26 protein-coding genes are annotated in these 24,107 nt (G+C 55.6%); 15 read left to right on the top strand and 11 right to left on the bottom strand.

Annotated elements, in window-relative coordinates; translation table 11 throughout:
* Window positions 1–16 precede the first annotated feature (16 nt).
* Window positions 17–1,225, top strand: a complete 1,209-nt coding sequence (locus tag GS12_RS01025) for a glycine C-acetyltransferase (protein WP_034943184.1) — start codon at window positions 17–19, stop codon at window positions 1,223–1,225.
* A complete protein-coding gene (gene tdh, locus GS12_RS01030) occupies window positions 1,222–2,247 on the top strand; it encodes an L-threonine 3-dehydrogenase (RefSeq protein WP_034943186.1) in 1,026 nt (341 codons plus the stop codon). The genes GS12_RS01025 and tdh overlap by 4 nt, the downstream gene beginning before the upstream one ends.
* Window positions 2,248–2,283: 36 nt before the next feature.
* Here tdh and GS12_RS01035 read toward each other — a convergent pair whose 3' ends face one another.
* Genes GS12_RS01035 through envC form a run of 4 tightly spaced genes read right to left on the bottom strand, consistent with a single transcriptional unit; the run spans window position 2,284 to window position 6,671 of the window.
* Window positions 2,284–3,186 (bottom strand): glycosyltransferase family A protein, encoded by a 903-nt coding sequence (locus GS12_RS01035; protein WP_034943188.1) that lies wholly within the window; start codon window positions 3,184–3,186, stop codon window positions 2,284–2,286.
* Window positions 3,179–4,414: a glycosyltransferase gene (locus GS12_RS01040; protein WP_034943190.1), complete on the bottom strand. Its 1,236-nt coding sequence runs from the start codon at window positions 4,412–4,414 to the stop codon at window positions 3,179–3,181. The genes GS12_RS01035 and GS12_RS01040 overlap by 8 nt, the downstream gene beginning before the upstream one ends.
* A gap of 27 nt (window positions 4,415–4,441) precedes the next feature.
* Window positions 4,442–5,320, bottom strand: a complete 879-nt coding sequence (locus GS12_RS01045) for a divergent polysaccharide deacetylase family protein (protein WP_052118315.1) — start codon at window positions 5,318–5,320, stop codon at window positions 4,442–4,444.
* 43 nt (window positions 5,321–5,363) lie between these two features.
* Complete coding sequence (gene envC, locus GS12_RS01050) at window positions 5,364–6,671, bottom strand: murein hydrolase activator EnvC (protein WP_034943193.1); 1,308 nt, start codon at window positions 6,669–6,671, stop codon at window positions 5,364–5,366.
* Window positions 6,672–6,998: 327 nt separating this feature from the next.
* Between envC and GS12_RS01055 the strand changes: the two genes are divergently transcribed.
* The 5 genes from GS12_RS01055 (at window position 6,999) to cysE (ending at window position 10,116) form a co-directional block, all read left to right on the top strand.
* Window positions 6,999–7,430, top strand: a complete 432-nt coding sequence (locus GS12_RS01055; RefSeq protein ID WP_034918446.1) for a rhodanese-like domain-containing protein — start codon at window positions 6,999–7,001, stop codon at window positions 7,428–7,430.
* A gap of 15 nt (window positions 7,431–7,445) precedes the next feature.
* Entirely contained in the window at window positions 7,446–7,697 is a 252-nt protein-coding gene (grxC, locus tag GS12_RS01060) for a glutaredoxin 3 (protein WP_034943195.1), read from the top strand.
* A 49-nt stretch (window positions 7,698–7,746) separates the two neighbouring features.
* The gene (secB, locus tag GS12_RS01065; protein ID WP_034943197.1) at window positions 7,747–8,211 is read left to right on the top strand and encodes a protein-export chaperone SecB; all 465 of its coding nucleotides are present in this window, start codon (window positions 7,747–7,749) and stop codon (window positions 8,209–8,211) included.
* On the top strand, window positions 8,211–9,221 hold the full coding sequence (gpsA, locus tag GS12_RS01070) for an NAD(P)H-dependent glycerol-3-phosphate dehydrogenase (RefSeq protein ID WP_034943199.1): 1,011 nt from the start codon (window positions 8,211–8,213) through the stop codon (window positions 9,219–9,221). The genes secB and gpsA overlap by 1 nt, the downstream gene beginning before the upstream one ends.
* A 73-nt stretch (window positions 9,222–9,294) precedes the next feature.
* A complete protein-coding gene (gene cysE, locus GS12_RS01075; protein ID WP_034918453.1) occupies window positions 9,295–10,116 on the top strand; it encodes a serine O-acetyltransferase in 822 nt (273 codons plus the stop codon).
* 2 nt (window positions 10,117–10,118) lie between these two features.
* Here cysE and trmL read toward each other — a convergent pair whose 3' ends face one another.
* Genes trmL through cpxR form a run of 3 tightly spaced genes read right to left on the bottom strand, consistent with a single transcriptional unit; the run spans window position 10,119 to window position 12,715 of the window.
* Window positions 10,119–10,598 carry a tRNA (uridine(34)/cytosine(34)/5-carboxymethylaminomethyluridine(34)-2'-O)-methyltransferase TrmL gene (gene trmL, locus GS12_RS01080; RefSeq protein ID WP_034943200.1) on the bottom strand — a complete coding sequence of 160 codons (480 nt, stop codon included), beginning with the start codon at window positions 10,596–10,598 and terminating at the stop codon, window positions 10,119–10,121.
* A 45-nt stretch (window positions 10,599–10,643) separates the two neighbouring features.
* Window positions 10,644–12,020, bottom strand: a complete 1,377-nt coding sequence (cpxA, locus tag GS12_RS01085) for an envelope stress sensor histidine kinase CpxA (protein ID WP_034918457.1) — start codon at window positions 12,018–12,020, stop codon at window positions 10,644–10,646.
* A complete protein-coding gene (gene cpxR, locus GS12_RS01090) occupies window positions 12,017–12,715 on the bottom strand; it encodes an envelope stress response regulator transcription factor CpxR (protein ID WP_034918460.1) in 699 nt (232 codons plus the stop codon). Before cpxR ends, cpxA begins: the two co-directional genes overlap by 4 nt.
* A gap of 145 nt (window positions 12,716–12,860) precedes the next feature.
* On the opposite strand from cpxR, the gene cpxP reads away from it, so the two are divergent.
* The 5 genes from cpxP to GS12_RS01115 all read left to right on the top strand — a co-directional run bounded on the left by cpxP (window position 12,861) and on the right by GS12_RS01115 (window position 17,568).
* Window positions 12,861–13,376: a cell-envelope stress modulator CpxP gene (gene cpxP / locus GS12_RS01095; protein WP_034943202.1), complete on the top strand. Its 516-nt coding sequence runs from the start codon at window positions 12,861–12,863 to the stop codon at window positions 13,374–13,376.
* A 132-nt stretch (window positions 13,377–13,508) separates the two neighbouring features.
* Window positions 13,509–14,420 (top strand): CDF family cation-efflux transporter FieF, encoded by a 912-nt coding sequence (gene fieF, locus GS12_RS01100; RefSeq protein ID WP_034943204.1) that lies wholly within the window; start codon window positions 13,509–13,511, stop codon window positions 14,418–14,420.
* Window positions 14,421–14,608: 188 nt separating this feature from the next.
* On the top strand, window positions 14,609–15,571 hold the full coding sequence (gene pfkA, locus GS12_RS01105) for a 6-phosphofructokinase (RefSeq protein WP_034918465.1): 963 nt from the start codon (window positions 14,609–14,611) through the stop codon (window positions 15,569–15,571).
* A 139-nt stretch (window positions 15,572–15,710) separates the two neighbouring features.
* Window positions 15,711–16,703 (top strand): sulfate ABC transporter substrate-binding protein, encoded by a 993-nt coding sequence (locus tag GS12_RS01110; RefSeq protein WP_034943206.1) that lies wholly within the window; start codon window positions 15,711–15,713, stop codon window positions 16,701–16,703.
* A gap of 94 nt (window positions 16,704–16,797) precedes the next feature.
* The gene (locus GS12_RS01115) at window positions 16,798–17,568 is read left to right on the top strand and encodes a CDP-diacylglycerol diphosphatase (RefSeq protein ID WP_034943207.1); all 771 of its coding nucleotides are present in this window, start codon (window positions 16,798–16,800) and stop codon (window positions 17,566–17,568) included.
* On the opposite strand, the gene yhjD is transcribed toward GS12_RS01115, so the two are convergent.
* Entirely contained in the window at window positions 17,569–18,573 is a 1,005-nt protein-coding gene (gene yhjD / locus GS12_RS01120) for an inner membrane protein YhjD (RefSeq protein WP_034943209.1), read from the bottom strand.
* A gap of 53 nt (window positions 18,574–18,626) precedes the next feature.
* Window positions 18,627–19,526 carry a LysR family transcriptional regulator gene (locus tag GS12_RS01125; protein ID WP_034919589.1) on the bottom strand — a complete coding sequence of 300 codons (900 nt, stop codon included), beginning with the start codon at window positions 19,524–19,526 and terminating at the stop codon, window positions 18,627–18,629.
* 115 nt (window positions 19,527–19,641) lie between these two features.
* Here GS12_RS01125 and GS12_RS01130 point away from each other — a divergent pair, with 115 nt between their 5' ends.
* A complete protein-coding gene (locus tag GS12_RS01130) occupies window positions 19,642–20,400 on the top strand; it encodes an SDR family NAD(P)-dependent oxidoreductase (protein ID WP_034943211.1) in 759 nt (252 codons plus the stop codon).
* Between the two features lie 12 nt (window positions 20,401–20,412).
* Here GS12_RS01130 and GS12_RS01135 read toward each other — a convergent pair whose 3' ends face one another.
* Window positions 20,413–21,264 carry a PhzF family phenazine biosynthesis protein gene (locus tag GS12_RS01135; protein ID WP_034943213.1) on the bottom strand — a complete coding sequence of 284 codons (852 nt, stop codon included), beginning with the start codon at window positions 21,262–21,264 and terminating at the stop codon, window positions 20,413–20,415.
* 45 nt (window positions 21,265–21,309) lie between these two features.
* On the opposite strand from GS12_RS01135, the gene GS12_RS01140 reads away from it, so the two are divergent.
* Window positions 21,310–21,933 carry a glutathione S-transferase family protein gene (locus GS12_RS01140; RefSeq protein ID WP_034918478.1) on the top strand — a complete coding sequence of 208 codons (624 nt, stop codon included), beginning with the start codon at window positions 21,310–21,312 and terminating at the stop codon, window positions 21,931–21,933.
* Here the strand turns inward: GS12_RS01140 and GS12_RS01145 are convergent.
* Window positions 21,930–23,387 carry an aminotransferase-like domain-containing protein gene (locus GS12_RS01145; protein WP_034943214.1) on the bottom strand — a complete coding sequence of 486 codons (1,458 nt, stop codon included), beginning with the start codon at window positions 23,385–23,387 and terminating at the stop codon, window positions 21,930–21,932. The two genes, GS12_RS01140 and GS12_RS01145, sit on opposite strands and share 4 nt — an antisense overlap.
* A gap of 137 nt (window positions 23,388–23,524) precedes the next feature.
* Here GS12_RS01145 and GS12_RS01150 point away from each other — a divergent pair, with 137 nt between their 5' ends.
* Complete coding sequence (locus tag GS12_RS01150) at window positions 23,525–24,106, top strand: LysE family translocator (RefSeq protein WP_034943215.1); 582 nt, start codon at window positions 23,525–23,527, stop codon at window positions 24,104–24,106.
* The last annotated feature ends 1 nt before the right edge of the window (window position 24,107 follow it).

The raw sequence follows: 24,107 nt of genomic DNA on the forward strand, positions 1-24,107 counted from the left end.
CGTCGGAGAATAAAAAATGGCCTCATCATTTTATCAGCAGCTTACGCAGCAACTTGCCACGCTTCACGAAGACGGTTTGTTTAAGGAGGAGCGAGCGATCGCCTCCGCTCAACAGAGTAATTTAACGCTTGCGAGCGGCGAACAGACAATCAACTTCTGCGCCAACAACTATCTGGGGCTGGCAAACCACCCGGCGCTGATTGCGGCGGCGAAGGAGGGCATGGACAGCCACGGTTTCGGCATGGCCTCCGTGCGTTTCATCTGCGGCACGCAGGACACGCACAAACGGCTGGAGCAGCGGCTGGCAGAGTTTCTCTGCATGGAGGATGCCCTGCTTTACTCCTCCTGTTTTGACGCTAACGGCGGCCTGTTTGAAACGCTGCTTGATGCAGAGGACGCGGTGATCTCCGACGCGTTAAACCACGCCTCAATTATTGACGGCGTGCGGCTGTGCAAGGCGAAACGCTATCGCTACGCCAACAATGATATGGCCGAGCTGGAAGCGCGTTTGACGGAGGCACGCAGCGCGGGCGCGCGACATATTATGATCGCCACCGACGGCGTGTTTTCGATGGATGGCGCGATAGCCAACCTTAAGGGCATCTGTGATTTGGCCGATCGCTACAACGCGCTGGTGATGGTGGATGATTCGCACGCGGTCGGCTTTGTCGGCGAGGGCGGGCGCGGCACCCACGAATATTGTGAGGTAATGGGGCGCGTCGATATTATTACCGGCACGCTGGGTAAAGCGTTGGGCGGCGCATCCGGCGGCTATACGGCGGCGCGTAAAGAGGTGGTGGAGTGGCTGCGTCAGCGTTCGCGTCCTTATCTCTTTTCCAACTCGCTGGCGCCCTCAATTGTTGCCGCCTCGCTGCGCGTGCTCGACATACTGAATGAAGGCGACGGTCTGCGTCAGCGCCTGTGGGAAAACACGCGTTTCTTCCGTGATGCGATGACGCAGGCGGGCTTTCGACTGGCGGGCGCCGATCACGCCATCATTCCTGTGATGCTGGGCGAGGCCAAGCTGGCGCAGACGTTTTCGCGTCGTCTGCAAAAAGAAGGCATCTATGCAATTGGCTTCTTCTATCCGGTGGTGCCGCAGGGGCAGGCGCGCATTCGCACGCAAATCTCAGCCGCGCACACGCAAGAGCAGCTAACGCGCGCGGTGGAAGCCTTTACCCGTATCGGCCATGAACTGGGCGTCATTGGAGGGAAAACGGCATGAAAGGCTTAGCCAAGCTGCGGCCTGAAGAGGGCATCTGGATGATCCATGACGCGCCCGTTCCCGAGCCGGGGCATAACGATCTGCTGATCAAAATTCGCAAAACGGCCATCTGCGGCACCGACGTGCACATCTACAACTGGGACGTGTGGTCGCAGAAAACCATTCCGGTGCCAATGATCGTCGGCCATGAATACGTGGGTGAAGTGGTCGCGGTGGGCCAGGAAGTGAAAGGGTTTGCCATCGGCGACCGCGTTTCAGGTGAAGGGCATATTACCTGCGGGCACTGCCGCAACTGCCGCGCCGGGCGCACCCACCTGTGCCGCAACGCCATCGGCGTCGGCGTTAATCGCCAGGGCTGCTTTGCGGAATATCTGGTCATTCCCGCCTATAACGCCTTCCGCATTCCCGACAACATTTCCGACGAGCTGGCCGCCATTTTCGATCCCTTCGGCAACGCCGTGCACACCGCGCTGTCGTTTGATCTGGTGGGCGAAGACGTACTGATTTGCGGCGCGGGGCCAATCGGCATTATGGCGGCGGCGGTCTGTCGCCACGTCGGCGCCCGGCACGTGGTGATCACCGATGTGAATGAGTATCGCCTCGATCTCGCGCGCAAAATGGGCGTAACGCGCGCGGTCAACGTCAGTCATGAAAAGCTGCCAGAAGTGATGCACGAACTCGAGATGACGGAAGGCTTCGATATCGGCCTTGAGATGTCCGGGGCGCCCGCCGGTTTTCACAGTATGCTGAGCGTGATGAATCATGGCGGTCGCATCGCGCTGCTGGGCATTCCGCCTGCGGAAATGTCGATTGACTGGAATCAGGTAATTTTCAAGGGACTGTTTATTAAAGGCATTTACGGGCGGGAGATGTTCGAAACCTGGTACAAGATGGCGGCGCTGCTCCAGTCCGGGCTGGATCTCAGCCCAATCATTACCCACCGGTTCAGCATCAACGATTTCCAGCAGGGTTTCGATCGCATGCGTTCCGGGCAGTCCGGGAAGGTGATCCTGGAATGGTGATCGCTTCCGGGCCGGTTGCACACCGGCCCGGATGTCTTACCCTTTTTTTTCGTCATCCGTCAGATAGCGGACTTTGCGCGTGTAGTCCTGCCCTTTAAAGGTCATCTGTGCGTCCGGCGATTCAAGGTATTTCTGCCATTCGGAAAGCGGGAAGCCACCGTGCGCGCCGACAACCTCTCCCGGAATAGCTGCGGTAGCGCCGCCGATCTTCTTCGAAACGGGCCAGTTCATCCAGTCGCCCAGATTCACGGTTTTGAGATCCAGCATATCGAGCAGGGCAGCCAGCGGAAGCTGATCGGTTGGCGGCTGAGAGTCATCCATCAGCGCCCACGTATCCTGAAACAGCGTGAGCCACAGCGGACAGATACGCTGCCAGGTTTTTCGCGTAGCGGCGAGGAATGCGCCGTTAACGTGATCGGCAATAAAGGGACGCACACTGTTGCGATAATAGGCGGGACGATTCTCCTCAGGCGCGCCCATCAGCTTGGCAATCATTCTGCCCTGGCGGAAACTGGAGTAAATGTGTCCGTCGTGCATCTGAATATCCGGCATTTTAAGCAAGTTCAGGTCGGAATCGATCATCAAAATGCCGTCTGTTTTTGCCTGTAACGGCGCCTGAAGCTTAATCAGCCGGCTGCGATAAATTTGCTTGTAGCGGTAGCTCTCTTCGCGGAAAGGCACCTCCAGCGTCACCACGCGCGTTCTGTCAGGCAGTTCACCAAACTCATCGGCTGATCTGTCGCTGACGATGACGATCTCCTCTGCCCCCGGTGCAAAGCGGGAAGCGAACAGCGCGCTGAGTTTTGCTTCAGCAATAAAATCTTCGCCGGTACAGGGGATCACTACTGACGTGACGGGAATATTTCCCCGCGCGCTTTCATAGGGAAGGTTATGACGCGAGCGAATGTAACGAAAATGGGGTTTCATAAATTCAAACATGCGATGAGTTCCCGTGTGCCGCACTTTTTAAACGTGATTCCACGCCAGAGACATAGTGCTCAATGGCATAGTGCTGTTTTACGCTGGCGTTGGCCTGGGCCAGCAAATTTTTACGCGTGTCCGCATCAAGGTAAAGGGTTTTCATTTGCGCGAACAGACCGTCAATGTCGCCATACTCAAACAGCAGGCCGGTCTGCGCGTGCGTCACGAGTTCGGCGGTGCCGGTCACGCGTGAACCGATGACTGCCGTGTTCAACAGCATTGCCTCCAGCACCACGCGCGGCAACCCCTCGCTTTTGGATGCAAGCACAAAAACGTCAAACGCAGCGAGATAGTCCAGCGGATTGCTGCGAAAACCGGCAAACGTGACGCGATCGGCAATGCCTGCTTTTTTCGCCTGCGCCTGTAGCGCAGCCAGATCGGGGCCTTCGCCAAGAATAACCATTCGCCAGCGGGCCTGCGGAAAGGCGGCGGCAAATTTCTCCAGCGCGCTCAGTACATGATGATGTGATTTACGGGCAATCAGCGAACCGATGCTGCCAAACACAAAGGTGTCGTCCTCAATGTCCAGCAGCTCGCGGCGCATCGTCAGGCGGTCAGGCAAACGCTGGTGGATATCGATGGCGTTAAAAACGGTAAAACATTTTTCCGGCGCAACGCCATTATCCAGCAGCACCTTTCGCACGCCGTTTGAAACGGCGATGACCGCATCGGCGCGCCGGTTCACCAGCCTTACCAGCTGCGGATTGAGCACCGGCTCAATGCGGCAGTGTTGCACCACCGCAATCGGCAGCCCCTCCGCCGCCAGATAGCCTTCTGCATTGGAGCCGGGCTGGTTATTCATATAGAGAATGTCTGCCTGATAGTCGGCAATAAGCTGGCGGATACGTCTGGCATTGGGTCGTATGCGCCAGCGCATATCGATATGGTTAGTCATTTTCTGACGCTGCGTGCGGCTATAAAAAACCAGGGTACGAAGCACCTCTTTGGCCATTTTTGCCCAGCGCGGCTGTTTACGCTGTGGGATCAGGATAAAAGGGATGCCCAGCGCCTGGAGAACCTGTTTGATTGAATCGCCTGCACCACGCCGGTAGTTGTGATAAAAACAGCAGCGCACATCAAACTGCGTGCGATCGATACGCTTCAGTAACTCAAGCATGCTGTTGGTGCCGCCGCCCCATTCGTTGCCGGTATCCAGCAGCAGAATTTTTTCAGGCCGTTGTGTCATCGGACCGCTTCCCGTATCAGAAAGTCATTAAGGCGTCTTCGGGGCGCTGAACGTCAGCCCGGAAAAATGGGTGTTGATATAGCGCATCGCGCGGCTGCCGCTGATGCTTTCCGCTATCACCTCAAGCGCACGGCTGGCTGGCACCGGCTGCTGTTTCACGACGCAGAGTTTTACACCACGAAACGGATTGCGCGGCGGTGCGGGCTGAGGCAGAGGACCGGTTCGCTGCGCCTCGTTCAACAGCTGGCTGGGCCGCACCAGCGTGATATCCGACGGCAACGTCGGCAGCATCTGCTGAAGAACGTTGACGGTTGTGGGATGAGGATGGCCGATAGCGATAGCGTAACCGTCACGTTGAGCAAGCCTTACCGCGCGGGTAAACTGGTTGCGTATATCGGCTTCGTTCTGCGTATCATCAAGAAATACCCGGCGTTTAATGACCTTCACACTGGTGCCTGCCGCCGCGCGGGTTGACTGGCTGTTGCCGATGGTCATGCTGTCGAGAAAATAGAAGTTATAGTGATTCAGCACGCGCATTACTTTTTGCATGCCCGGCAGGCTGGAAGTCATCGCGCTGCCCATATGATTGTTCAACCCGACTGCGCCGGGCACGTTGGCCACCGCATGGCGAATAATTCGTTCGATTTCGGCATCCGACATGTCGGGGCGCAGCGTGTCTTTTTCCAGCGGCTGTTTGCTCAGCGGCGCCATTGGCAGGTGGATCAGCACTTCATGACCCCGCTGGCGGGCTTTGGTTGCCATTTCACGCGCGTGCGGCGCGTCAGGCAAAACGGCAACCGAAATCGCCGACGGCATCTGTAATACCTGGTTTTCCTGAGCCGGACGATAACCAAAATCGTCAATAACAATTGACAGCTTGCCCGCGTGCGCGGCGCAGGCCAGCATGAGGCCCGTCAGCACGCCGCAAAGTTTGCGCAGAAGTAACAAATTATCTTCCTAACCACGGTAGTGGATTAACCGCCTGTCCCTGACGTCGAATTTCAAAATAGAGTGAAGGCGTACCCTGGCCGCCGCTGGTGCCCACCAGCGCAATCGGCTGTCCTGCCTTAACCTGAGCGCCTACGCTGACCAGCGCGCTCTGGTTATAACCATAAAGGCTCATATCGCCTTTACCGTGTTCAACCACCACAACCAGCCCGTAGCCCTGGAGCCAGTCGGCCATCAGCACGCGGCCATCGGCGATCGATTTCACTTCAGTGCCTTCTGCGGCGCTGATCACCAGCCCTTTCCAACGTAGCTCGCCCTGTAGCTCTTCGCCAAAGCGATGCTGTAAGCTGCCGCGAACCGGCCAGTTAGCCTGTCCTGAAGGGCGGCCAAGCCCACCGGTGCGGGACATCAGCGAGCGCTCGCTTTCGGTCGGTTTATAGGTGGTGCCTTTGCTCTTCGCCTGCTGTTGCCGCGCCCGAACGCGTTCGGCCTCGCGCGCTTCCCGTTCCGCGCGCGCGCGTGCTTCCCGCTCGGCTTTGGCAATCTTATCGCGCAGGCGAATTTCGTTTTGCCGCAGCTCGACCAGTTGCGCCCGATCTTTCTCCAGCGAAGACTCCAGCGTTCCCAACGTTTTTTTGCGATCCGAGCGCGCGCTCTCCAGCTTCTGCGCCTGCGCCTGCTGCTGTGAAAGGAGGTTCTTTTGCTGCGCCTGTTTATCAATCCGCGCGGCTTTCTCCGCCGACAAATCGTTGCGTGTTTTTTTCAGATCGTCGATAGATTTCTGGCGGGCGTCATTGAGATAGCCGAAGTAGGCCAGCAGGCGTTCACTGCGCTGGCTCTCCTCACCGCTGAGGATCAGCTGAACGCCGCTGTGTTGCCCCTGACGAAACGCCGCATCCAGCTGCTCCGCCAGCAGCGCTTCCTGCGATGCCTGCCGGGTCTCAAGCTTATCAATGGAGGCGGTCAGGCTGTTGATCTCTGTACGTAAACTGTTCAGCGCAATCTGCGTTTCACGTAGCTGGCGACTGGCTTGCGCAATGGTTTTTTCCTGACTCTGCAACTGCGCGAGCAGTTTGCTTCGCTGTTGTTGCTGAAGGCGGACGCTCTTCTCTTTTTCGGCGATGTTCTGCTGAATGGTTTTCAGTTCAGATTTATTATCGTCCGCCGCCCGGCTTTCCGCAGGCAGCAGCAAAATGCCTGCGCTGAGCACGCAGGCGGAAAGTGTGAACATGCCAGTTCGTAGCAGAAAGCCAATGGCCGATCCGTTACCTGGGGTTCGCAGACGTAAAACTGTCGAATTTTCCCTCATAGGAAAGGATTATTCCACGATGAACAGCGGCTTACCAGCCATCCGTAAACGCTTTTGCATTTCGTTTAGTAACGATGTCATTAACGTATTCACTTTCCGCCTGTCGCTATTCACAGAAACCAGACCCGGCATTGCACAATAAATAACCGTTCATTTGACGAGCGAAACAGCGCTTCGCGAGGGATTTACACAGATGACAATTTTTTTTGGGAAACAGCCCCAGAAAACGCAACTCGAACCGCTTCACGTCTGTACATGACAGCACTGGCAGGTATACTCAGAGGCCTTGTTTTCGCTTATTAACCCTTTCGGGAGTTGTTACCCCTCATGCAAGATATTATGCAGTTCGCAGGCAACCATACCATTCTGAGTCTGGCGTGGGTTGTTCTGCTGGTTTTGGTGATCGTGACCACCGTTAAGGGCATGTTCTCTAAGATAAAAACGGTCAGCCGCGGCGAAGCGACTCACCTTATCAATAAAGAAGAAGCCGTTGTAGTCGATGTTCGTTCACGTGATGACTACCGCAGAGGCCACATTTCTAACGCCATCAACCTTTCCGCCGCCGACATCAAAAAAGGCAGCCTGGGCGAACTGGAAAAACATAAAGCGCAACCGGTGATTGTTGTTTGCGCAAACGGCACGTCTGCCGGTGATTCCGCCTCACAACTGAACGCGGCAGGATTTGAAAAAGTCTATATCCTGAAAGAAGGCATCGCTGGCTGGAGCGGCGAGAATCTGCCGCTGATTCGCGGTAAATAATAGTGGAGAAGCCGTATGGCAAACGTAGAGATCTATACCAAAGCCACCTGCCCGTTTTGCCATCGCGCAAAGGCGCTACTGGATCAGAAGGGCGTGAACTATCAGGAAATCGCTATTGATGGTGATGCCGATAAGCGCGAAGAGATGATCAAACGTAGCGGCCGTACTACCGTTCCACAGATTTTTATTGATGCACAGCACATTGGCGGCTGTGATGACCTGTTCGCGCTCAACGATCGTGCAGGCCTCGACCCGCTGCTCAAATAAACGGGCAGATGGCGTGATAACGGATTATTAACCCATAGGATTACGTAATATGTCAGAGCAAAACAACACCGAGATGGCTTTCCAGATCCAGCGCATCTACACGAAAGATATCTCCTTCGAAGCGCCAAACGCGCCGCAGGTCTTTCAGAAAGAGTGGGAGCCAGAGGTCAAACTGGATCTGGATACCGCATCCAGCCAGCTGGCTGATGAGATTTATGAAGTCGTTCTGCGCGTTACCGTGACCGCAACGGTGGGTGAAGAAACCGCATTTCTGTGCGAAGTTCAGCAGGCGGGTATTTTTTCCGTTGCCGGTATTGAAGGTAACCAGATGGCGCACTGCCTGGGCGCATATTGCCCCAATATTCTGTTCCCGTACGCGCGTGAATGCATCACCAGCCTGGTTTCACGCGGCACGTTCCCGCAGCTTAACCTGGCTCCGGTAAACTTTGACGCGCTGTTCATGAACTATCTTCAGCAGTCAAGTGAAGGCGCCGCTCCGCAACAGGACGCATAATGTCTTCCGCCAACGCCTCAATGAGCGTTATCGGTGCCGGATCTTACGGCACCGCTTTAGCTATCACGCTGGCAAGAAACGGCCATCAGGTTGTTTTATGGGGTCATAATCCACAGCATCAGGCCCAGCTTCAGGCGGATCGCTGCAACACTGCTTTTCTGCCTGACGTGCCGTTTCCCGACTCCCTCAGCATGGAAAGCGATTTAGCGACGGCTATTGCGGCAAGCCGCGACCTGCTGGTGGTGGTTCCCAGCCATGTCTTTGGGGACGTGCTGCGGCAAATAAAGCCTCACCTGCGCCAGGACTCTCGTATTGTCTGGGCAACCAAAGGTCTGGAAAAAGAGACCGGCAGGCTGCTTCAGGACGTTGCTCGTGAGATTCTGGGCGACGACATTCCGCTGGCGGTCATTTCCGGCCCTACCTTTGCAAAAGAGCTGGCAGCCGGTCTGCCGACCGCTATTGCGCTGGCCGCGACGGAGACGAAATTCGCCGACGATCTGCAAACGCTGCTGCACTGCGGCAAAAGCTTCCGGGTTTACAATAATCCCGATTTTATTGGCGTACAGCTTGGCGGCGCGGTGAAGAACGTTATCGCCATCGGCGCGGGTATTTCCGACGGGATAGGCTTTGGCGCCAACGCGCGAACGGCACTGATCACCCGTGGTCTGGCCGAAATGACCCGGCTGGGCAGCGCGCTGGGCGCCGATCCCACCACCTTTATGGGCATGGCGGGCTTAGGCGATCTGGTGCTGACCTGTACCGATAACCAGTCACGCAATCGACGCTTCGGCATGATGCTCGGGCAGGGAAAAGATGTTGAAACCGCGCAAAATACCATTGGCCAGGTAGTGGAAGGTTTCCGAAATACCAAAGAAGTTAAGGCGCTGGCCGCCCGCTGCGGCGTTGAGATGCCAATAACCGAGCAGATTTATCAGATCCTGTATTGCGAAAAAAATGCACGAGAGGCAGCATTAAGCCTGCTCGGACGGACAAGAAAAGACGAAAAGTAGTTCCGGCTGAGCGGTAAAACAATGCTTCATCAGCAGCCAACTGGCGTGATGCACTATTCGACGGGAGAGAGCCATGGCGTGCGTAGAACCTGAACAGGTCTGGGACAATATAAAAGCGGAAGCGCGTGCGCTGGCTGATTCTGAACCGATGCTGGCCAGTTTTTACCACGCAACGCTGCTTAAGCATGATGACCTTGGCAGCGCGCTGAGCTACATGCTGGCTAACAAACTGGCAAACGCCATTATGCCGGCTATCGCGATCCGTGAAATCGTGCAGGAGGCATACAACCAGGATCCTTCGATGATCCAGTCCGCCGCCTGCGATATTCAGGCGGTACGCCAGCGCGATCCGGCTATCGACAAATATTCCACTCCGCTACTTTACCTGAAAGGCTTTCATGCGCTTCAGGCTTACCGCATCGGCCACTGGCTTTGGGGCGAAGGGCGACGCGCGCTGGCGGTTTATCTGCAAAACGAAGTGTCTGTTTCCTTCGCGGTAGATATCCATCCCGCCGCAAGAATTGGCCGCGGTATCATGCTGGATCACGCAACGGGTATCGTGGTGGGTGAAACGGCCATCATTGAAGATGACGTGTCGATTTTACAATCCGTTACCCTCGGCGGGACGGGCAAGACCAGCGGCGATCGCCACCCGAAAATTCGTGAAGGCGTGATGATTGGCGCAGGCGCGAAGATCCTCGGCAATATTGAAGTGGGGCGTGGCGCTAAGATCGGCGCAGGGTCGGTGGTATTACAACCGGTGCCGCCGCACACCACGGCAGCAGGCGTGCCCGCGCGGATTGTTGGCAAACCGGGCACCGACAAACCCGCAATGGATATGGATCAGCACTTTAACGGCACCGTCGCAGGCTTTGAGTTTGGCGACGGCATCTAGCATCAGGCCTGTTCCTTAATAACCGCGCCCGCATAACCAAGCTGGCGCCAGGCTTCATAAACCACCACCGAAACCGCATTTGACAGGTTCATGCTGCGGCTGTCCGGCTGCATCGGGATGCGGATCTTCTGCTGAGCGGGCAGCGCATCAAGAATGGTTGCGGGCAAACCACGCGTTTCAGGTCCAAAAAGCAGAAAGTCGTCGGGCTGATAACTGACGGCGCTGTGTGCTGGCGTGCCTTTTGTGGTCAACGCAAAGAGGCGAGAAGGCGATTCTGAGGCGAGGAAAGCAGCGTAGTCGGCATGACGGCGAACCGCCGTGAACTCATGATAATCGAGCCCGGCGCGACGAAGCCGTTTGTCATCCCACGTAAAACCGAGCGGTTCAATCAGGTGCAAACGAAAGCCGGTGTTGGCGCATAACCGAATAATATTGCCGGTGTTAGGCGGGATTTCAGGTTCGTATAAAACAATATTTAGCATCGGCTCTGGCCCTCGCGAAAGAGGGCCAGAGCATAGCAAACTATCTCAGTTTTTGCTGGAGTAAAGCGGCAGCCAGAGCGTCAGGCGCAGGCCGCCAAGCGGGCTGTCGTCGGCTTTAACCCAACCGCGATGTTGCTGGATCGCCGTTTCAACAATCGCCAGGCCCAGTCCCGTTCCGCCTGATTCCCGATCGCGCGCCTCGTCAGTACGATAGAACGGTCGGAAAATCTGCTCGCGATCTTCTTCACTCACGCCGGGGCCATCATCATCAACGTGAATGGTAATGCCCTGTTTATCCACGGCAAAGCTGACGGAAATCTTTGAATATGAGTAGCGTAGCGCATTACGCACAATGTTTTCCAGCGCGCTGTCGAGCGCATTTGGGTTGCCGTAAAGCGGCCACGGCCCTGGCGGATAGGGTACGTCCAGCGTTTTACCCATTTGCTCTGCTTCAAATTTGGCATCGTCCAGCACGTCAGACCACAGGTGATTGGCCTTCAACGCCTCGCTAACCAGCGCGTTTTTGTGCTGCGTGCGCGACAGCACCAACAGATCGTTAATCATGCCGTCGAGGCGCTGGGCTTCCATCTCGATGCGCTGTAGCTCTTTCCCTTCGCCCTGGCGGCGGCGCATCAGCGCCGTAGCCAGTTGCAGCCGCGTCAGCGGCGTTCTCAGCTCGTGCGAGATATCCGACAGCAGTCGTTGCTGCCCGTTCATCATGCGTTCAAGCGCGCTGACCATCTGATTAAAACTGGCACCGGCCGCCAGAAACTCCTGCGGGCCTGCTTCCAGTTCAGGGTGCTGCCGCAGATTACCGGCCGCCACGTCATCTGCCGCATGCTTCAGTTTCCTTGCGGGTTTTGCCAGGCTCCAGGCGAGCCAGAGCAGCAGCGGCGAACTGATTAACATTGTGACCATCAGCAGCAGCAGCGGACGGTCAAAAAGCAGGTTGATGAAGTCAAGCTGGGAACTGCCCGCCGGGCGAATCAAATAAAGCTGGTAGCTGTCTTCACCATCGCGAACGGAAAACGGCCCGACCATCTCAACCCGGCCGTACTTTTTCTTCTGCGGTCGATCGGCGTTATCAGATTGCCCGATAAAATTACGGATTACCTGCATTTCATTATGCTGAGCGCCAATCACGCGGCCTTCGCTGGTGACCAGCAGAAGTCGCTGGCCCGGCGGCGCCCATTTATCAATTGCGCGAAACAGCCTGCGCCACCACATAAGATCGTTGGGCGGATCCTGCCTCAACTCAGCCTCAACGTGCTGCTCAATCATCGTGCCCTGCCGCTGCTCGTTATCAAGCAGCGACGTCATCTGGCGGGTATCAAGCTTGGGAACCATCAGCACCAGCATCAGCACCAGTGCGAGAGTCAGCCAGAAAATGGCGAATATGCGGGTGGTAAGGCTGGAAATCATGTAGCGGAAACCATCAGATAGCCACGGCCGCGCAGCGTTTTGAACCAGGGATGACCATCCTTGCGATCCGGAAGCTTACGTCGCAGGTTCGAAATGTGCATATCGATAGCGCGATCGAACGGCGTCAGACGCTTGCCAAGCACTTCCTGACTCAGATGCTCACGAGAAACCACCTGACCCAGATGCTGCGCCAGCAGGTAAAGCAGAGTGAATTCCGTGCCGGTCAGATCCAGCGTCAGGTCGTCAAAGCTGGCCTCCTGGCGCCCTGGGTTAAGCCGCAGATGATCGACCTCCAGCGTCGGCGAACTGCTATCGTGCTGCTGTTGCTGCTCACTCCAGTTAGAACGACGCAGAATGGCGCGAATACGGGCCACCAGTTCACGATCGTTAAACGGTTTAGGCAGATAGTCGTCTGCGCCCAGTTCCAGCCCCAAAACGCGGTCCAGCTCGCTTCCGCGAGCGGTAAGCATAATCACCGGCGTCTGATGTTGCTGACGCAGTTCTTTAAGCGTGTCGATACCGTTTTTCTTCGGCATCATCACGTCGAGTAAGAGTAAATCAACTGTGTTATCTAACAAGGCCAGCGCTTGTTCGCCGTCGCCAGCAACAACCACTTCAAACCCTTCCATTTCAAGCAATTCTTTAAGCAGCGAAGTCAATTCGCGATCATCGTCAACCAACAGGATTTTATTCATTTTTTATTGCCCTCCGCAGGCAAAATACCGTGAACGAATGCTGTCAATCCATGACTTTACGTAGTTTTACACCGCCTGACGCATGTTTGCAGCGTTGTCCGTAGACTGGATTTCGTTGAATCGAAATATGGACCGGGAGTTAACGATGCGCAAAGCAACAGCAGCCGTCGTTGTGATACCGGCGCTGATCATAGCATTTTCAGCCGCAGGGGCCGCCGAGGTGGCGACAACTGATGGCATGCCTCAAAGCGAGGCGGCGCCACGCAGTATGACGCAGATTCCTCAAACACACATGTTTGATGGTATCAGCCTCACTGAGCAGCAGCGCCAGCAGATGCGCGATTTAATGCGTCAAACGCGCCGAGAGCATTCTCTCATAAGTATTAACGATTTAGATCAACTGCATAAACTAGTCATTGCAGAGAATTTTAATGAAACGGCCTACAAGGCAGAGCTGGACAGAATCGCGCAGGCGGAAGTAACGCGTCAGGTTGAAATGGCGCGTGTGCGCAACAAGATGTATCAGCTCCTTACGCCAGCCCAGCAGGACGTTTTAAAACAGAAACATCAGCAGCGCATGGATAAAATGCGCCAGCTGACCAGTTTGCAGCAGCCTTCATCGCTGCATGCAGCAAGTAGTAGTACCAGCAGTAGTCAGTAATGCCGTAACCAGTAACATAGTATCCCTGTTTTCCTTGCCATAGACACATCCCTGTCTTCCCCGCCATGATGGCGGGGCTTTTTTTTGCTCAAAATTCATTATAATTACCTTCCGATCCTTATGGAGTTTGGCATGGAATATCCCTACGCCCGGTTGGTAAACGCGGCTGCTCTGGCGGCAACCACGCTCGCTTCTCTGCTGTTGATTGTGAAAATTTTTGCCTGGTGGTACACCGGCTCGGTCAGCGTGCTGGCCGCGCTGGTTGATTCGCTGGTTGATATTGCCGCGTCGCTGACCAACCTTTTCGTGGTGCGCTATTCTCTTCAACCTGCTGATGAAGAGCATACGTTTGGCCACGGCAAGGCAGAATCGCTCGCGGCGCTGGCGCAAAGCATGTTTATTTCAGGCTCTGCGCTGTTTCTGTTTCTTACCGGTCTCCAACACCTTGCCTCGCCCGCGCCGATGCGTGCGCCGCTGGTAGGGATGGTGGTGACGCTCATTGCGCTCGGCCTGACGATGGTGCTGGTAACCTTTCAGCGTTGGGTGGTGCGTAAAACGCGCAGCCAGGCGATTCGCGCCGATATGCTTCACTATCAGTCTGACGTAATAATGAACGGCGCCATTCTTGTCGCACTGGGGCTGAGCTGGTATGGATTTAAACGTGCCGACGCGCTGTTTGCCCTGGGCATTGGCGTCTGGATTTTATTCAGTGCGCTACGGCTGGGTTATGAGGCCGTTCAGGCGCTGTTGGATCGCGCGCTACCGGATGATGAGCGACAGGCAATAATCGACATTGCCTCGCGCTGGCCTGGCGTTATCGGCGCGCACGATATCCGAACCCGGCAGTCCGGCCCGACCCGCTTTATCCAGCTGCATTTAGAAATGGACGATAATTTGCCGCTTGATCAGGCGCATCGGTTCGGAGACGAGGTTGAAATCGCGCTGTTAAAACGTTTTCCCGGATCGGATGTCATTATCCACCTGGACCCCATTTCCAGCGTTATGCCGCACGAGCGTGAATCGGTCGTTTTGCCTGATAAATAAACGGGTTAACGGTTTTAAGGGCGAAAACGTGATACTGTGCAAAAAAAATAGCCGTTTGATGACTGACCTGAATCAATTCAGCAAACTGGCTTTGATATACTATTGCAGATATTCAGCGATAAGCTCGCTTGCGTCGTGTGACCCGGCGTCCAGAATTTACATTTGCATTAACAAGTTCAGAGGTTGTCATGATTAAAAAAATCGGTGTACTGACAAGCGGCGGTGACGCTCCGGGTATGAACGCAGCGATTCGCGGCGTGGTTCGCGCTGCGTTGAGCGAAGGTCTTGAAGTGTGCGGCATCTACGATGGCTATCTTGGCTTGTATGAAGATCGCATGATCAATCTCGATCGCTATAGCGTCTCTGACATGATTAACCGCGGCGGCACGTTCCTCGGCTCCGCGCGTTTTCCGGAATTCCGTGAAGAAGCTGTTCGTACCGTTGCGATTGAAAACATGAAAAAGCGCGGTATCGATGCGCTGGTGGTTATCGGCGGTGACGGCTCCTATATGGGCGCAAAACGCCTGACGGAAATGGGTTTCCCCTGCATTGGCCTGCCGGGCACCATTGATAATGACGTCGCGGGCACCGATTACACCATTGGCTATTTTACCGCGCTGGAAACGGTGGTTGAAGCGATTGACCGCCTGCGTGATACCTCTTCCTCGCATCAGCGTATCTCTATCGTTGAGGTGATGGGGCGTTACTGCGGCGATCTGACGCTGGCAGCGGCCATCGCGGGCGGCTGCGAATTTATCGTGCTGCCGGAAATCCCGTATACGCGTGAAGAGCTGGTTGAAGAGATTAAAGCGGGCATCGCGAAAGGTAAAAAACACGCTATCGTGGCTATTACCGAACATATCTGCGATATCGACGAACTGGCGAAATACATCGAGTCTGAAACCAAACGCGAAACGCGTTCAACGGTGCTGGGACACATCCAGCGCGGCGGCGCGCCGGTGGCCTATGACCGCATCCTGGCCTCACGGATGGGCGCTTACTCTATTGAGCTGCTGTTGCAGGGCTACGGTGGCCGCTGCGTGGGCATCCAAAACGAGAAAATGGTTCACCATGACATCATTGACGCTATCGAAAATATGAAGCGTCCGTTTAAAGGTGACTGGCTGGATACTGCTAAACGACTCTACTAAATCGTTGGGCGCTGGCGACAGCGCCTTTCTTATGCATTGCGTTATACTCTTTAGTTATTACAGCTTATTTTTAATTCTTTAATTCATGAAACACTTTATGTCACGCTCTCGGTAAGCATTCATCCCCGGGAGCGCATCAATGAAGAAGTGGAGTGTAGGATTAACCCTGATCCTGGCATCAACCAGCGTGTTAGCTAAAGATGTTCAGCTACTGAACGTCTCATACGATCCAACGCGCGAGCTGTATGAGCAGTACAATAAGGCGTTCAGCGCCCATTATAAGCAGGAAACGGGCGATAACGTGGTGATCCGCCAGTCGCATGGCGGCTCCGGCAAGCAGGCGACCTCGGTAATTAACGGTATTCGTGCGGACGTGGTGACGTTAGCGCTCGCGTCAGACGTTGATGCCATTGCCGAACGCGGCCGCATCGATAAGAACTGGATCAAACGGCTGCCGGACAACTCCGCGCCTTATACCTCCACGATCGTTTTCCTGGTTCGCAAAGGCAATCCTAAGCAGATCCACGACTGGCAGGACTTAACCAAACCAGGCGTTTCTGTTATTACCCCAAACCCGAAAACTTCTGGCGGCGCTCGCTGGAACTATCTGGCCGCGTGGGGTTGGGCGCTGGATCAAAACAATGGCGACAAAGCCAAAGCGCAGGATTACATCAAGGCGCTGTTTAAAAACGTTGAGGTACAGGACTCCGGTGCACGCGGCGCAACCAATACATTTGTTGAGCGTGGCATTGGTGACGTATTGATTGCATGGGAAAACGAAGCCTACCTGGCGGTAAACAAGTTAGGCAAAGACAAGTTTGAAATCGTAACGCCGAGCGAATCAATCCTGGCAGAACCCACCGTTTCCGTCGTCGATAAAGTGGTTGATGAGCGTGATACGCGTAAAGTTGCTGAAGAATATCTTAAGTATCTTTACTCGCCGGAAGGCCAGGAGATCGCCGCGCAAAATTACTATCGCCCACGCGATCCCAACGTCGTGAAAAAGTATGCCGATAAGTTTGCGCCGGTTAAACTGTTTACGATTGACGATGCAAAATTCGGCGGCTGGAGCGAAGCGCAGAAAACCCATTTTGGCAATGGTGGAACTTACGATCGCGCGATGCAGCGTTAAGCATCTTTAATAGTCGCCGCGATTGATTATTTGACATGATCTTTATCACCTGTTCATTTACATTGTGAACAGGTGATGTTCAGAGGCGTAGATCATGCAGGCGCGAAAGCGAGTCCTGTTAGCAGTTGCGATAACAGGTATAGTCATAACGGCGGGTTGCGCCTCGGTGGTATTCCATAAAAAGAGTGCCAATGCACTGTGGAAAACGGTCCGCGAGCAATGCGTGCCCAATCAGCAAGAAAATAACGATCCCACTCCCTGCCGCATCGTCGATCTTCGCAACGGTTTTGTGGTGATGAAAGACCGCAATGGCCCTCTGCAATACCTCCTTGTGCCGGTTAACAGAATTACCGGTATCGAAAGTCCGCAGCTTCTTAATCCCGCTACGCCTAACTTTTTCGCTGAAGCCTGGCGCGCGCGACACTATATGGAAGAACGCCGTGGAGCGCTTATCGACGACAGGGTGTTTTCACTGACCATCAACTCGCCGACCGGCAGAACGCAAAAACAGCTGCACATTCATATTTCCTGTCTGCGGCCTGATATTCGCCAGCGGCTCGACACGCTTAACAGCACGCTGAATGACCACTGGCAATCCACGCAGCTTGCCGGTAACGATTACCAGATCCGCACCATTACGCGTGATGAAATGAAGAGAACGAGCCCGTTTATTCGCATCGCCAATGAGCTGCCTGGCGCGCGCGAGGAGATGGGGAAATACAGTATTGCGATTGCTGCGCTGCCGGACGGGCGCCGCGCCCTGATGGTAACAAAACGCAACCTGCTGAAGCTCAACCGCGCCTCGGCGGAGGAGCTTCAGGATCACAGCTGCCAAATCCTACAGCCGTCAGGGCAGAAGGGGTAACTACTTCGCCGGTTCTGCTGCTTCCGCGCCAGCTTCTTTCGGTTCGCCGTCTGCGGTGGCGATCCAGGCGGCGCAAAATAACGTCAGTCGGGCGAAGAAGTAGAAAAACGCCATCAGCCCCAATACTGACCCAAAGGCCGCGCCGGATGGCGACGAGGCAAGCTTGGGCAGCGTCAGCGTCATAATAAATTTGATCACTTCAAACCCAATAGCTGCCAGCAGCGTGCCGCGAAACAGCGCTTTTTTGCGCGGTTTATGGCGCGGCAGAATCCAGAAAATCCACAGGAACAGCAGATAGTTAGCCATGATTGAAATCGTCAGGGCAATCAGCGTCATCACCGGTCTGAGCCATTCAACATGGGACAGCCCAAGGGCTTCAACGATGCTTTCCTGCGCCGCGCCAGCGATTGAGGTCAGCGACAGCGTGACAATCAGCGCCACCACCAGGCCGATAAGCGAGATCAGATCGCGGGTGTATTTAAAATAGATTTTCTCTTTTTCCTGCTTTCTGCGTTCCCAGACGTCGCGAAACTGCGCGCGGATGGCTTCCCGCAGATTCCCCATCCAGCTGATGCCTGAATAAAGTGCGATCAGCAACCCGGTCAGGCCCACGGTAGTGCGCTGCTGCACGGCGGTATTGACCGTGTTTTTCAGCGTGGTCGCGAGGGTGGGATCGCTGATGCTGTTGACTATCTTGCCAATCAGCTCGGTCAACAGATCAGGATGGGAAGCCAGCACAAACCCGACGGCGGCAAAAGAGACCATCAGGATCGGGATGAGCGATAAGAAAGAGAAATAGGTGATTGCCGCGCCAAACTGGCTGCCCAGACGGTCATTAAAACGCTCGCCGGCACGCATGAAATGGGCGACAGCGGGAATGGCTTCGACCCTGCTCACGAAGCGAGAAACGCGTGAAATAGACTTATCGACAGTTTTATTGCCGGTTTTAATGTCAATGGCCGGCTTCTCATCGGTGTGATCCCCGACGGATGAGTTTTCCTTCATGTCGTTAGCGTGTCCTTTAAAAGAGAATGTTAAGTGGAATTATAGACTGCCGCTCAGGCAACGTAGCGTTTCATCGCCTGCGTCAGCCATTCCATGAAAACCTGAACCCGACGCGCAAGGTTGCGACGGTGTGGATAAAGTAGCGAAACCGGCATCGGTTCTGCGCGAAACTGCGGCAGAATTTCCACCAGCGTTTTTTCTTTCAGCGCCGCGCGCGCGCCGCACTCCGGCGCCTGAATAATGCCTAAACCGGCCAGACAGGCTGCACGATAGGTCTCCGTACTGTTGACCGTGACCGCGCCGCCGGTTTTCACGTAACGACAGATTTTGCCATCAAAAAACTCAAAGCCGGAAGAGGGCGCTCCCAACTGCTGGCTGTAGTGCACCATCGCATGCTGTGCAAGATCGTCCAGTGAGGTTGGCGTGCCGAAACGGGCCAGATAATCCGGGCTGGCGCAGTTGACCAGGGTCAGCGAACCGAGCGGGCGGGCGATCAGCCCGGAGTCGGCCAGCGTACCCACGCGTATTACGCAATCAAAACCTTCCCGCACCACGTCAACCCGCCGGTCGCTGCTGCTCAACTCAAGTTCGATGCCGGGGTACTGCTGAAGAAAGGCAGGAAGCTGCGGCAGAATAAAATCACTGGCCATGCTGACCGGCATATCAACGCGCAGCCGTCCGCTCAGCGTGGCGGGATCGTGTTGAAACAGTGAATCCATCTCCTCCAGCGTCGCCAGCACGTCGCGGCAGCGATCGTAATAGACCAAACCATCCTGGGTAAGCTGCACGCGCCGCGTGGTGCGATGCAGCAACCGGACGCCCATCGTGTTTTCCAGCGCCTGGATCTGGCGGGAGAGGCTGCCTTTCGGCAGGCCGAGGCTTTCAGCGGCACGGGTAAAACTTTGCAGTTCCGCTACCCTGACAAAAACCTGCATTGCGTGAACTTTATCCATTTTTTCGCTTTTTGTTGCCTGAAATGAAACAGTGAAGCGCTCGTAAGGGTATTTATAGTTTATTTCAGCAGTAATATCCTTGATTTTGTCCACAGCACAACAAACGGAGAAGAGAATGAGCAATAAAATCGCAGTGATCACCGGTGGAAACCGGGGTTTAGGTGAAAATGCAGCGCTGAAGCTGGCGAAAAAAGGCGTTGATATTATTTTAACGTGGCGCAATGGTGGAGAACAGGCGCAGACGGTGGTAGAGCGTATTGAAGCGCTTGGTGCCCGCGCGGTGGCGCTTCAGCTCGATGTGGCGGACAGCGGCAGCTTTGCTGACTTTGCCCGCAACGTGCAAAAACAGCTTAAAAACGTCTGGCAACGTGATTCTTTTGATTATTTATTGAACAATGCAGGCACCTCGCTGCATGCCAGTTTTGTAGAGACTACTGAAGCGCAGTTTGATGAAGTGGTAAACGTCCATTTTAAAGGCCCGTTCTTTCTTACGCAGACGCTGTTACCACTGATGGCCGATGGCGGCAGCATTCTGAATATTTCCAGCGGACTGGCGCGCTTCAGCCTGCCAGGCTCCGGCGCTTATGCGGCGGTGAAGGGTGCCATGGAAGTGCTGACGCGCTATCAGGCGAAAGAGCTTGGCGAACGTCGCATCACGGTAAATATTCTGGCGCCGGGCGCTATCGCCACTGACTTCAGCGGCGGAATGGTGCGTGATAATCCGGAAGTGAACGCCTTTGTCGCTTCGCAAACCGCGCTGGGACGCGTCGGACTACCGGACGATATCGGCGATGCGGTGGCGCAAATCCTCAGCGATGAGAGCCGCTGGGTGAATGGTCAGCGCATCGAAGCCTCCGGCGGCATGTTCCTTTAAGCCACCCCGCAGTCAGAGCCGCAGCGTGCCATCAATCACCGTGGTGACCAGGCCGCCGATCCACACGCCGTCGGCGGTCCTGGAGACGCTGAGACGGCCCGCGCGATGCAGCGCGCTGCCCTGACGCACACGATAATCCAGCTCAACGCCCAGTGCCTGAAAGTAGCGCGCCAGGCAGGCGTTGGCGCTACCGGTAACCGGATCTTCCGTCAGCGAGCCCTGTTCAATCAGCAGCGCACGCACTTCATACTGCTCATTTTCGCCCGCCAGCGGGCCAAATATCATGACGCCGTTGACGCTGGCTTTGCAGAGCAGACGCGCCAGTCCCGCCACATCCGGCTTAACGCTGAGCACCGCCGCCGCTGAGGTCAGCGGGATCAGGAGCCAGCGGATCCCCATATCCGCGATGGTCACCGGCAGCGTGGTGTCAATTGACGGGCTGTTAAGCGCGCTGCCGATCGACGCATCGCTGAACGCCGTCATCGTCGCTTCCGGCGCGGCAAAAGCCAGCGCGCCTTCCGCGCCAATTTTCACCGTGATCAAACCGAGCGCGCACTCCTGCACCAGTTGTCCGGGCGTTTTAGGGTCGAGGCCGTTTTCCAGCAGCGCATGCGCGGTACCAAGCGTAGGGTGGCCTGCGAAGGGCAGCTCGGTATCCGGTGTGAATATCCGAACGCGATAGTCCGCCGCAGCGTTTTCAGGCGGCAGCACAAAAGTCGTTTCGGACAGGTTTGTCCAGCTCGCCATCGCCTGCATCTGCGCATCGCTCAGGCCGCTGGCATCCAGCACGACCGCCAGCGGATTGCCGTTAAGGGGTGAAGAAGTGAACACATCGACTTGTTTAAAGGGGCGCAACCAGGTCATAGTTTAGAGTCCGTCCATTTTTATTGATTGAAGAGTATCAGCCTTATGTTAAAAATTTTAGGACGCGCCTCATCAATTAACGTCAGAAAAGTGCTTTGGGCTTGTGAGGAGCTCGCTCTCCCTTTCCAGCGTGAGGAGTGGGGAGAAGGGCAAAAATCGTTGCAGGATCCCACCTTTAAAGCACTTAATCCCAATTCGCTGATCCCGGTACTTCAGGAAGACGACTTCATCCTGTGGGAATCTAACGCTATTATTCGCTACCTGGCAAATACACGACAGGCCGAATGGCTCTATCCGCAAGAGCCGCGCGCACGCGCCAGGGTCGATCAGTGGCTGGACTGGCAGGCTACCGAACTCAACACTTCATGGCGATATGCTTTTATGTCGCTGGTGCGCCACTCGCCCGCGCATCAGGACGCACGTTTGCTGGCGGCGGCCTGCAAAGGCTGGAACCAGATGATGACGCTGCTCAACGAACAGCTCGCGCGTACGGGGGGCTTTATAGCCGGCGAGGCGTTTTCGCTGGCGGACATCCCGATCGGACTGTCGGTGAACCGCTGGTTTGAGACGCCGTTGGATCACGCCGACTTACCCGCCGTACGCGCCTATTATGAGCGGTTGACCGTAAGAAAAGGCTATGCGAAATGGGGCCGTAACGGCACGCCTTAGTCGCCGTTTGCGGCAATACCGCTCATTTCACACGCCAGCGCGCCGGTTCGCTTCAGCGCCCAGGTGTAGCGGTCGTCGAACGGGTAGCAGCATGAAAGCCGCAGCGCGCTGTTGCAGCGATCGCTGAGCGTATAGAGCGCGCCGGGCGTCAGGCAGATCTTTTCCTGAAGCAGGCGGTGAAAAAGCGCCACGCTGTCGAGGTTTCCGGGCAGCTCAACCCAGAAGACAAAGCCGCCTTCAGGCAGCGTGGCTCGCGTGCCCTGCGGAAAGTGGCGGGCAATGATGCCGCGTGCCTCGTCCACCTGAGCAGCATAACGACGGCGCAGCGTCCGCAGGTGATGATCATAGCCGCCCGACTCAAGGAAATGCCCCAGCGTTTCGGACAGCAAGCGCGATTCGGTCAACGATGAAACGGACTTCAGTCTGGCCAGCGTTCGGGTGAAACGTCCTGCCGCAATCCAGCCAACGTGGAAATCAGGCGCAACCGTTTTTGTGTAGCCGGTACAGTAAAGTACCCAGCCATCCCGATCGAACGCTTTTACCGCAGGCGACAGTGGCCAGCAAAATTGTAGCTCGCCATACAAACCGTCCTCAATCAGCGGAACCTGATAATCATTCACCAGCTTTGCCAGCCTTTTTTTGTCCTCCAGCCTCATGGTGAATCCCAACGGGTTTTGCACGGTGGGCATCGCCACAATGGCATTCAGCCGCTTTTCGCGTAGCAGCATTTCCAGGGCGTCAAGCGACAGGCCATGCCGGGGATCGGTCGGGATCTCAATGACCTTTAAATCGAGGCTGGCCAGCAGCGGAAAAAGATAAAAATAGGTCGGTGTTTCCAGCCCTACGCAGTCGCCCGGACGGGTGACCGTCCGCAGAGCCAACTGCAACGCTTCCATACAGCCATGCGTCAGCGTGACATCTTCTGCCGTCAGGCGAATGCCTAAATCCATCGAGCGGCGCGCCACCTCGCGACGCAGGCGCTGGCTGCCGGGCGGCAGCGCGTAGCGGCCTATCAGCTCGGGTTCACGACGCATCAGCGATGCCATGATGCGGCTGATTTTCGCCGTGGGGAAAAAATCACTGTTCTGCGGGCAGGCAAGGGAGATATTGGTGTAGTCAGGATGGTTCTGGGCGGCAAAAACCGCGTCGATTAAATCCAGTTTTTCACTGCTGGGCGAATGCACGCTGGCACGATGGTCGGGCCGGGTCATGATCGACGGCAACACGCTGCGCACGAAGTAGCCCGACTGCGGGCGTGCAGCGATCAGACCGCGATCTTCCAGAATCCGATAGGCGGCCAACACGGTATTAATGCTGACCTGATGATGACTGGCGCAGCGACGCAGCGCAGGCAAACGGCTCCCCGGCGCGAACGTGCCGTTGTGAATGGCATCGGCCAGCGTTTCCGCCAGTTGCGAATAGAGCGTGCTTTCCTGAGGATCGATAACGGACACAGTAACCTCAACAGATGATGGGTACAATTGCTAAAATAACCTTATTGTACTCATTACAATAGTGTATCTCTGAATCTGTTACCATTGCTTTTCTGCTTTTATGATGGAGTTCTTATCAGGCGGCAGGAAATCTTACTATGCTCGATCCCTCTTTTTTTAGCTATGTCACGGTGATGTCGATCACCCCAGGCCCGAACAACCTGATGCTGGCGACGTCCGGCGTCAATTTTGGCCTGCGGCGCACCTTACCGATGATGTTTGGCATCACGCTCGGATGTGCACTGCAAATGATCATCGCTTCATTGCTGTTAGATGTTTTACTCAGTTGGATGAGCGTGATCAAACTGCCCCTGACGATGCTTGGCTGTGCCTGGCTGGTGTGGCTGAGCTGGAAAATTTTTCGCGCGGGCGCGCCTGAGATGCAGGAAAAGGCCAGACCGATGTCTGTTCTGGGCGGCGCACTGTTTCAGGCGGTCAATCCCAAAGCCTGGCTGATGACCTGTAATGTGATGCTGGTATATACCGCCAGCAGCAGCGTGGTAACGGTCGTCGCAGGTTTTGCGCTGCTGAATTTACCCTGTATTCTGCTGTGGGCCGCGGCCGGAAACCGGCTTGGAAAGCATTTGCAGGTGGCCTGGAAGCTGCGTCTGTTTAACAGCGTGATGGCGCTGTCGCTGCTGGTAACCACATTCTGGATGCTGATGGAAGCCTTCAGGTAAA

This window comes from Erwinia oleae (assembly GCF_000770305.1).
Classification (GTDB): domain Bacteria; phylum Pseudomonadota; class Gammaproteobacteria; order Enterobacterales; family Enterobacteriaceae; genus Erwinia; species Erwinia oleae.

Bases quoted from the DNA above. Each gene is read 5' to 3' on its own strand.
- GS12_RS01055 (WP_034918446.1), top strand. From the start codon at position 6,999: ATGCAAGATATTATGCAGTTCGCAGGCAACCATACCATTCTGAGTCTG.
- cpxR (WP_034918460.1), bottom strand. From the start codon at position 12,715: ATGAATAAAATCCTGTTGGTTGACGATGATCGCGAATTGACTTCGCTG.
- envC (WP_034943193.1), bottom strand. From the start codon at position 6,671: ATGAGGGAAAATTCGACAGTTTTACGTCTGCGAACCCCAGGTAACGGA.
- GS12_RS01130 (WP_034943211.1), top strand. From the start codon at position 19,642: ATGAGCAATAAAATCGCAGTGATCACCGGTGGAAACCGGGGTTTAGGT.
- GS12_RS01045 (WP_052118315.1), bottom strand. From the start codon at position 5,320: ATGCTGGCCTGCGCCGCGCACGCGGGCAAGCTGTCAATTGTTATTGAC.
- grxC (WP_034943195.1), top strand. From the start codon at position 7,446: ATGGCAAACGTAGAGATCTATACCAAAGCCACCTGCCCGTTTTGCCAT.
- fieF (WP_034943204.1), top strand. From the start codon at position 13,509: ATGGAATATCCCTACGCCCGGTTGGTAAACGCGGCTGCTCTGGCGGCA.
- GS12_RS01035 (WP_034943188.1), bottom strand. From the start codon at position 3,186: ATGTTTGAATTTATGAAACCCCATTTTCGTTACATTCGCTCGCGTCAT.
- GS12_RS01135 (WP_034943213.1), bottom strand. From the start codon at position 21,264: ATGACCTGGTTGCGCCCCTTTAAACAAGTCGATGTGTTCACTTCTTCA.
- secB (WP_034943197.1), top strand. From the start codon at position 7,747: ATGTCAGAGCAAAACAACACCGAGATGGCTTTCCAGATCCAGCGCATC.
- GS12_RS01150 (WP_034943215.1), top strand. From the start codon at position 23,525: ATGCTCGATCCCTCTTTTTTTAGCTATGTCACGGTGATGTCGATCACC.
- GS12_RS01040 (WP_034943190.1), bottom strand. From the start codon at position 4,414: ATGACACAACGGCCTGAAAAAATTCTGCTGCTGGATACCGGCAACGAA.
- tdh (WP_034943186.1), top strand. From the start codon at position 1,222: ATGAAAGGCTTAGCCAAGCTGCGGCCTGAAGAGGGCATCTGGATGATC.
- trmL (WP_034943200.1), bottom strand. From the start codon at position 10,598: ATGCTAAATATTGTTTTATACGAACCTGAAATCCCGCCTAACACCGGC.
- GS12_RS01025 (WP_034943184.1), top strand. From the start codon at position 17: ATGGCCTCATCATTTTATCAGCAGCTTACGCAGCAACTTGCCACGCTT.
- GS12_RS01125 (WP_034919589.1), bottom strand. From the start codon at position 19,526: ATGGATAAAGTTCACGCAATGCAGGTTTTTGTCAGGGTAGCGGAACTG.
- GS12_RS01115 (WP_034943207.1), top strand. From the start codon at position 16,798: ATGCAGGCGCGAAAGCGAGTCCTGTTAGCAGTTGCGATAACAGGTATA.
- pfkA (WP_034918465.1), top strand. From the start codon at position 14,609: ATGATTAAAAAAATCGGTGTACTGACAAGCGGCGGTGACGCTCCGGGT.
- gpsA (WP_034943199.1), top strand. From the start codon at position 8,211: ATGTCTTCCGCCAACGCCTCAATGAGCGTTATCGGTGCCGGATCTTAC.
- cysE (WP_034918453.1), top strand. From the start codon at position 9,295: ATGGCGTGCGTAGAACCTGAACAGGTCTGGGACAATATAAAAGCGGAA.
- yhjD (WP_034943209.1), bottom strand. From the start codon at position 18,573: ATGAAGGAAAACTCATCCGTCGGGGATCACACCGATGAGAAGCCGGCC.
- GS12_RS01110 (WP_034943206.1), top strand. From the start codon at position 15,711: ATGAAGAAGTGGAGTGTAGGATTAACCCTGATCCTGGCATCAACCAGC.
- cpxA (WP_034918457.1), bottom strand. From the start codon at position 12,020: ATGATTTCCAGCCTTACCACCCGCATATTCGCCATTTTCTGGCTGACT.
- GS12_RS01140 (WP_034918478.1), top strand. From the start codon at position 21,310: ATGTTAAAAATTTTAGGACGCGCCTCATCAATTAACGTCAGAAAAGTG.
- cpxP (WP_034943202.1), top strand. From the start codon at position 12,861: ATGCGCAAAGCAACAGCAGCCGTCGTTGTGATACCGGCGCTGATCATA.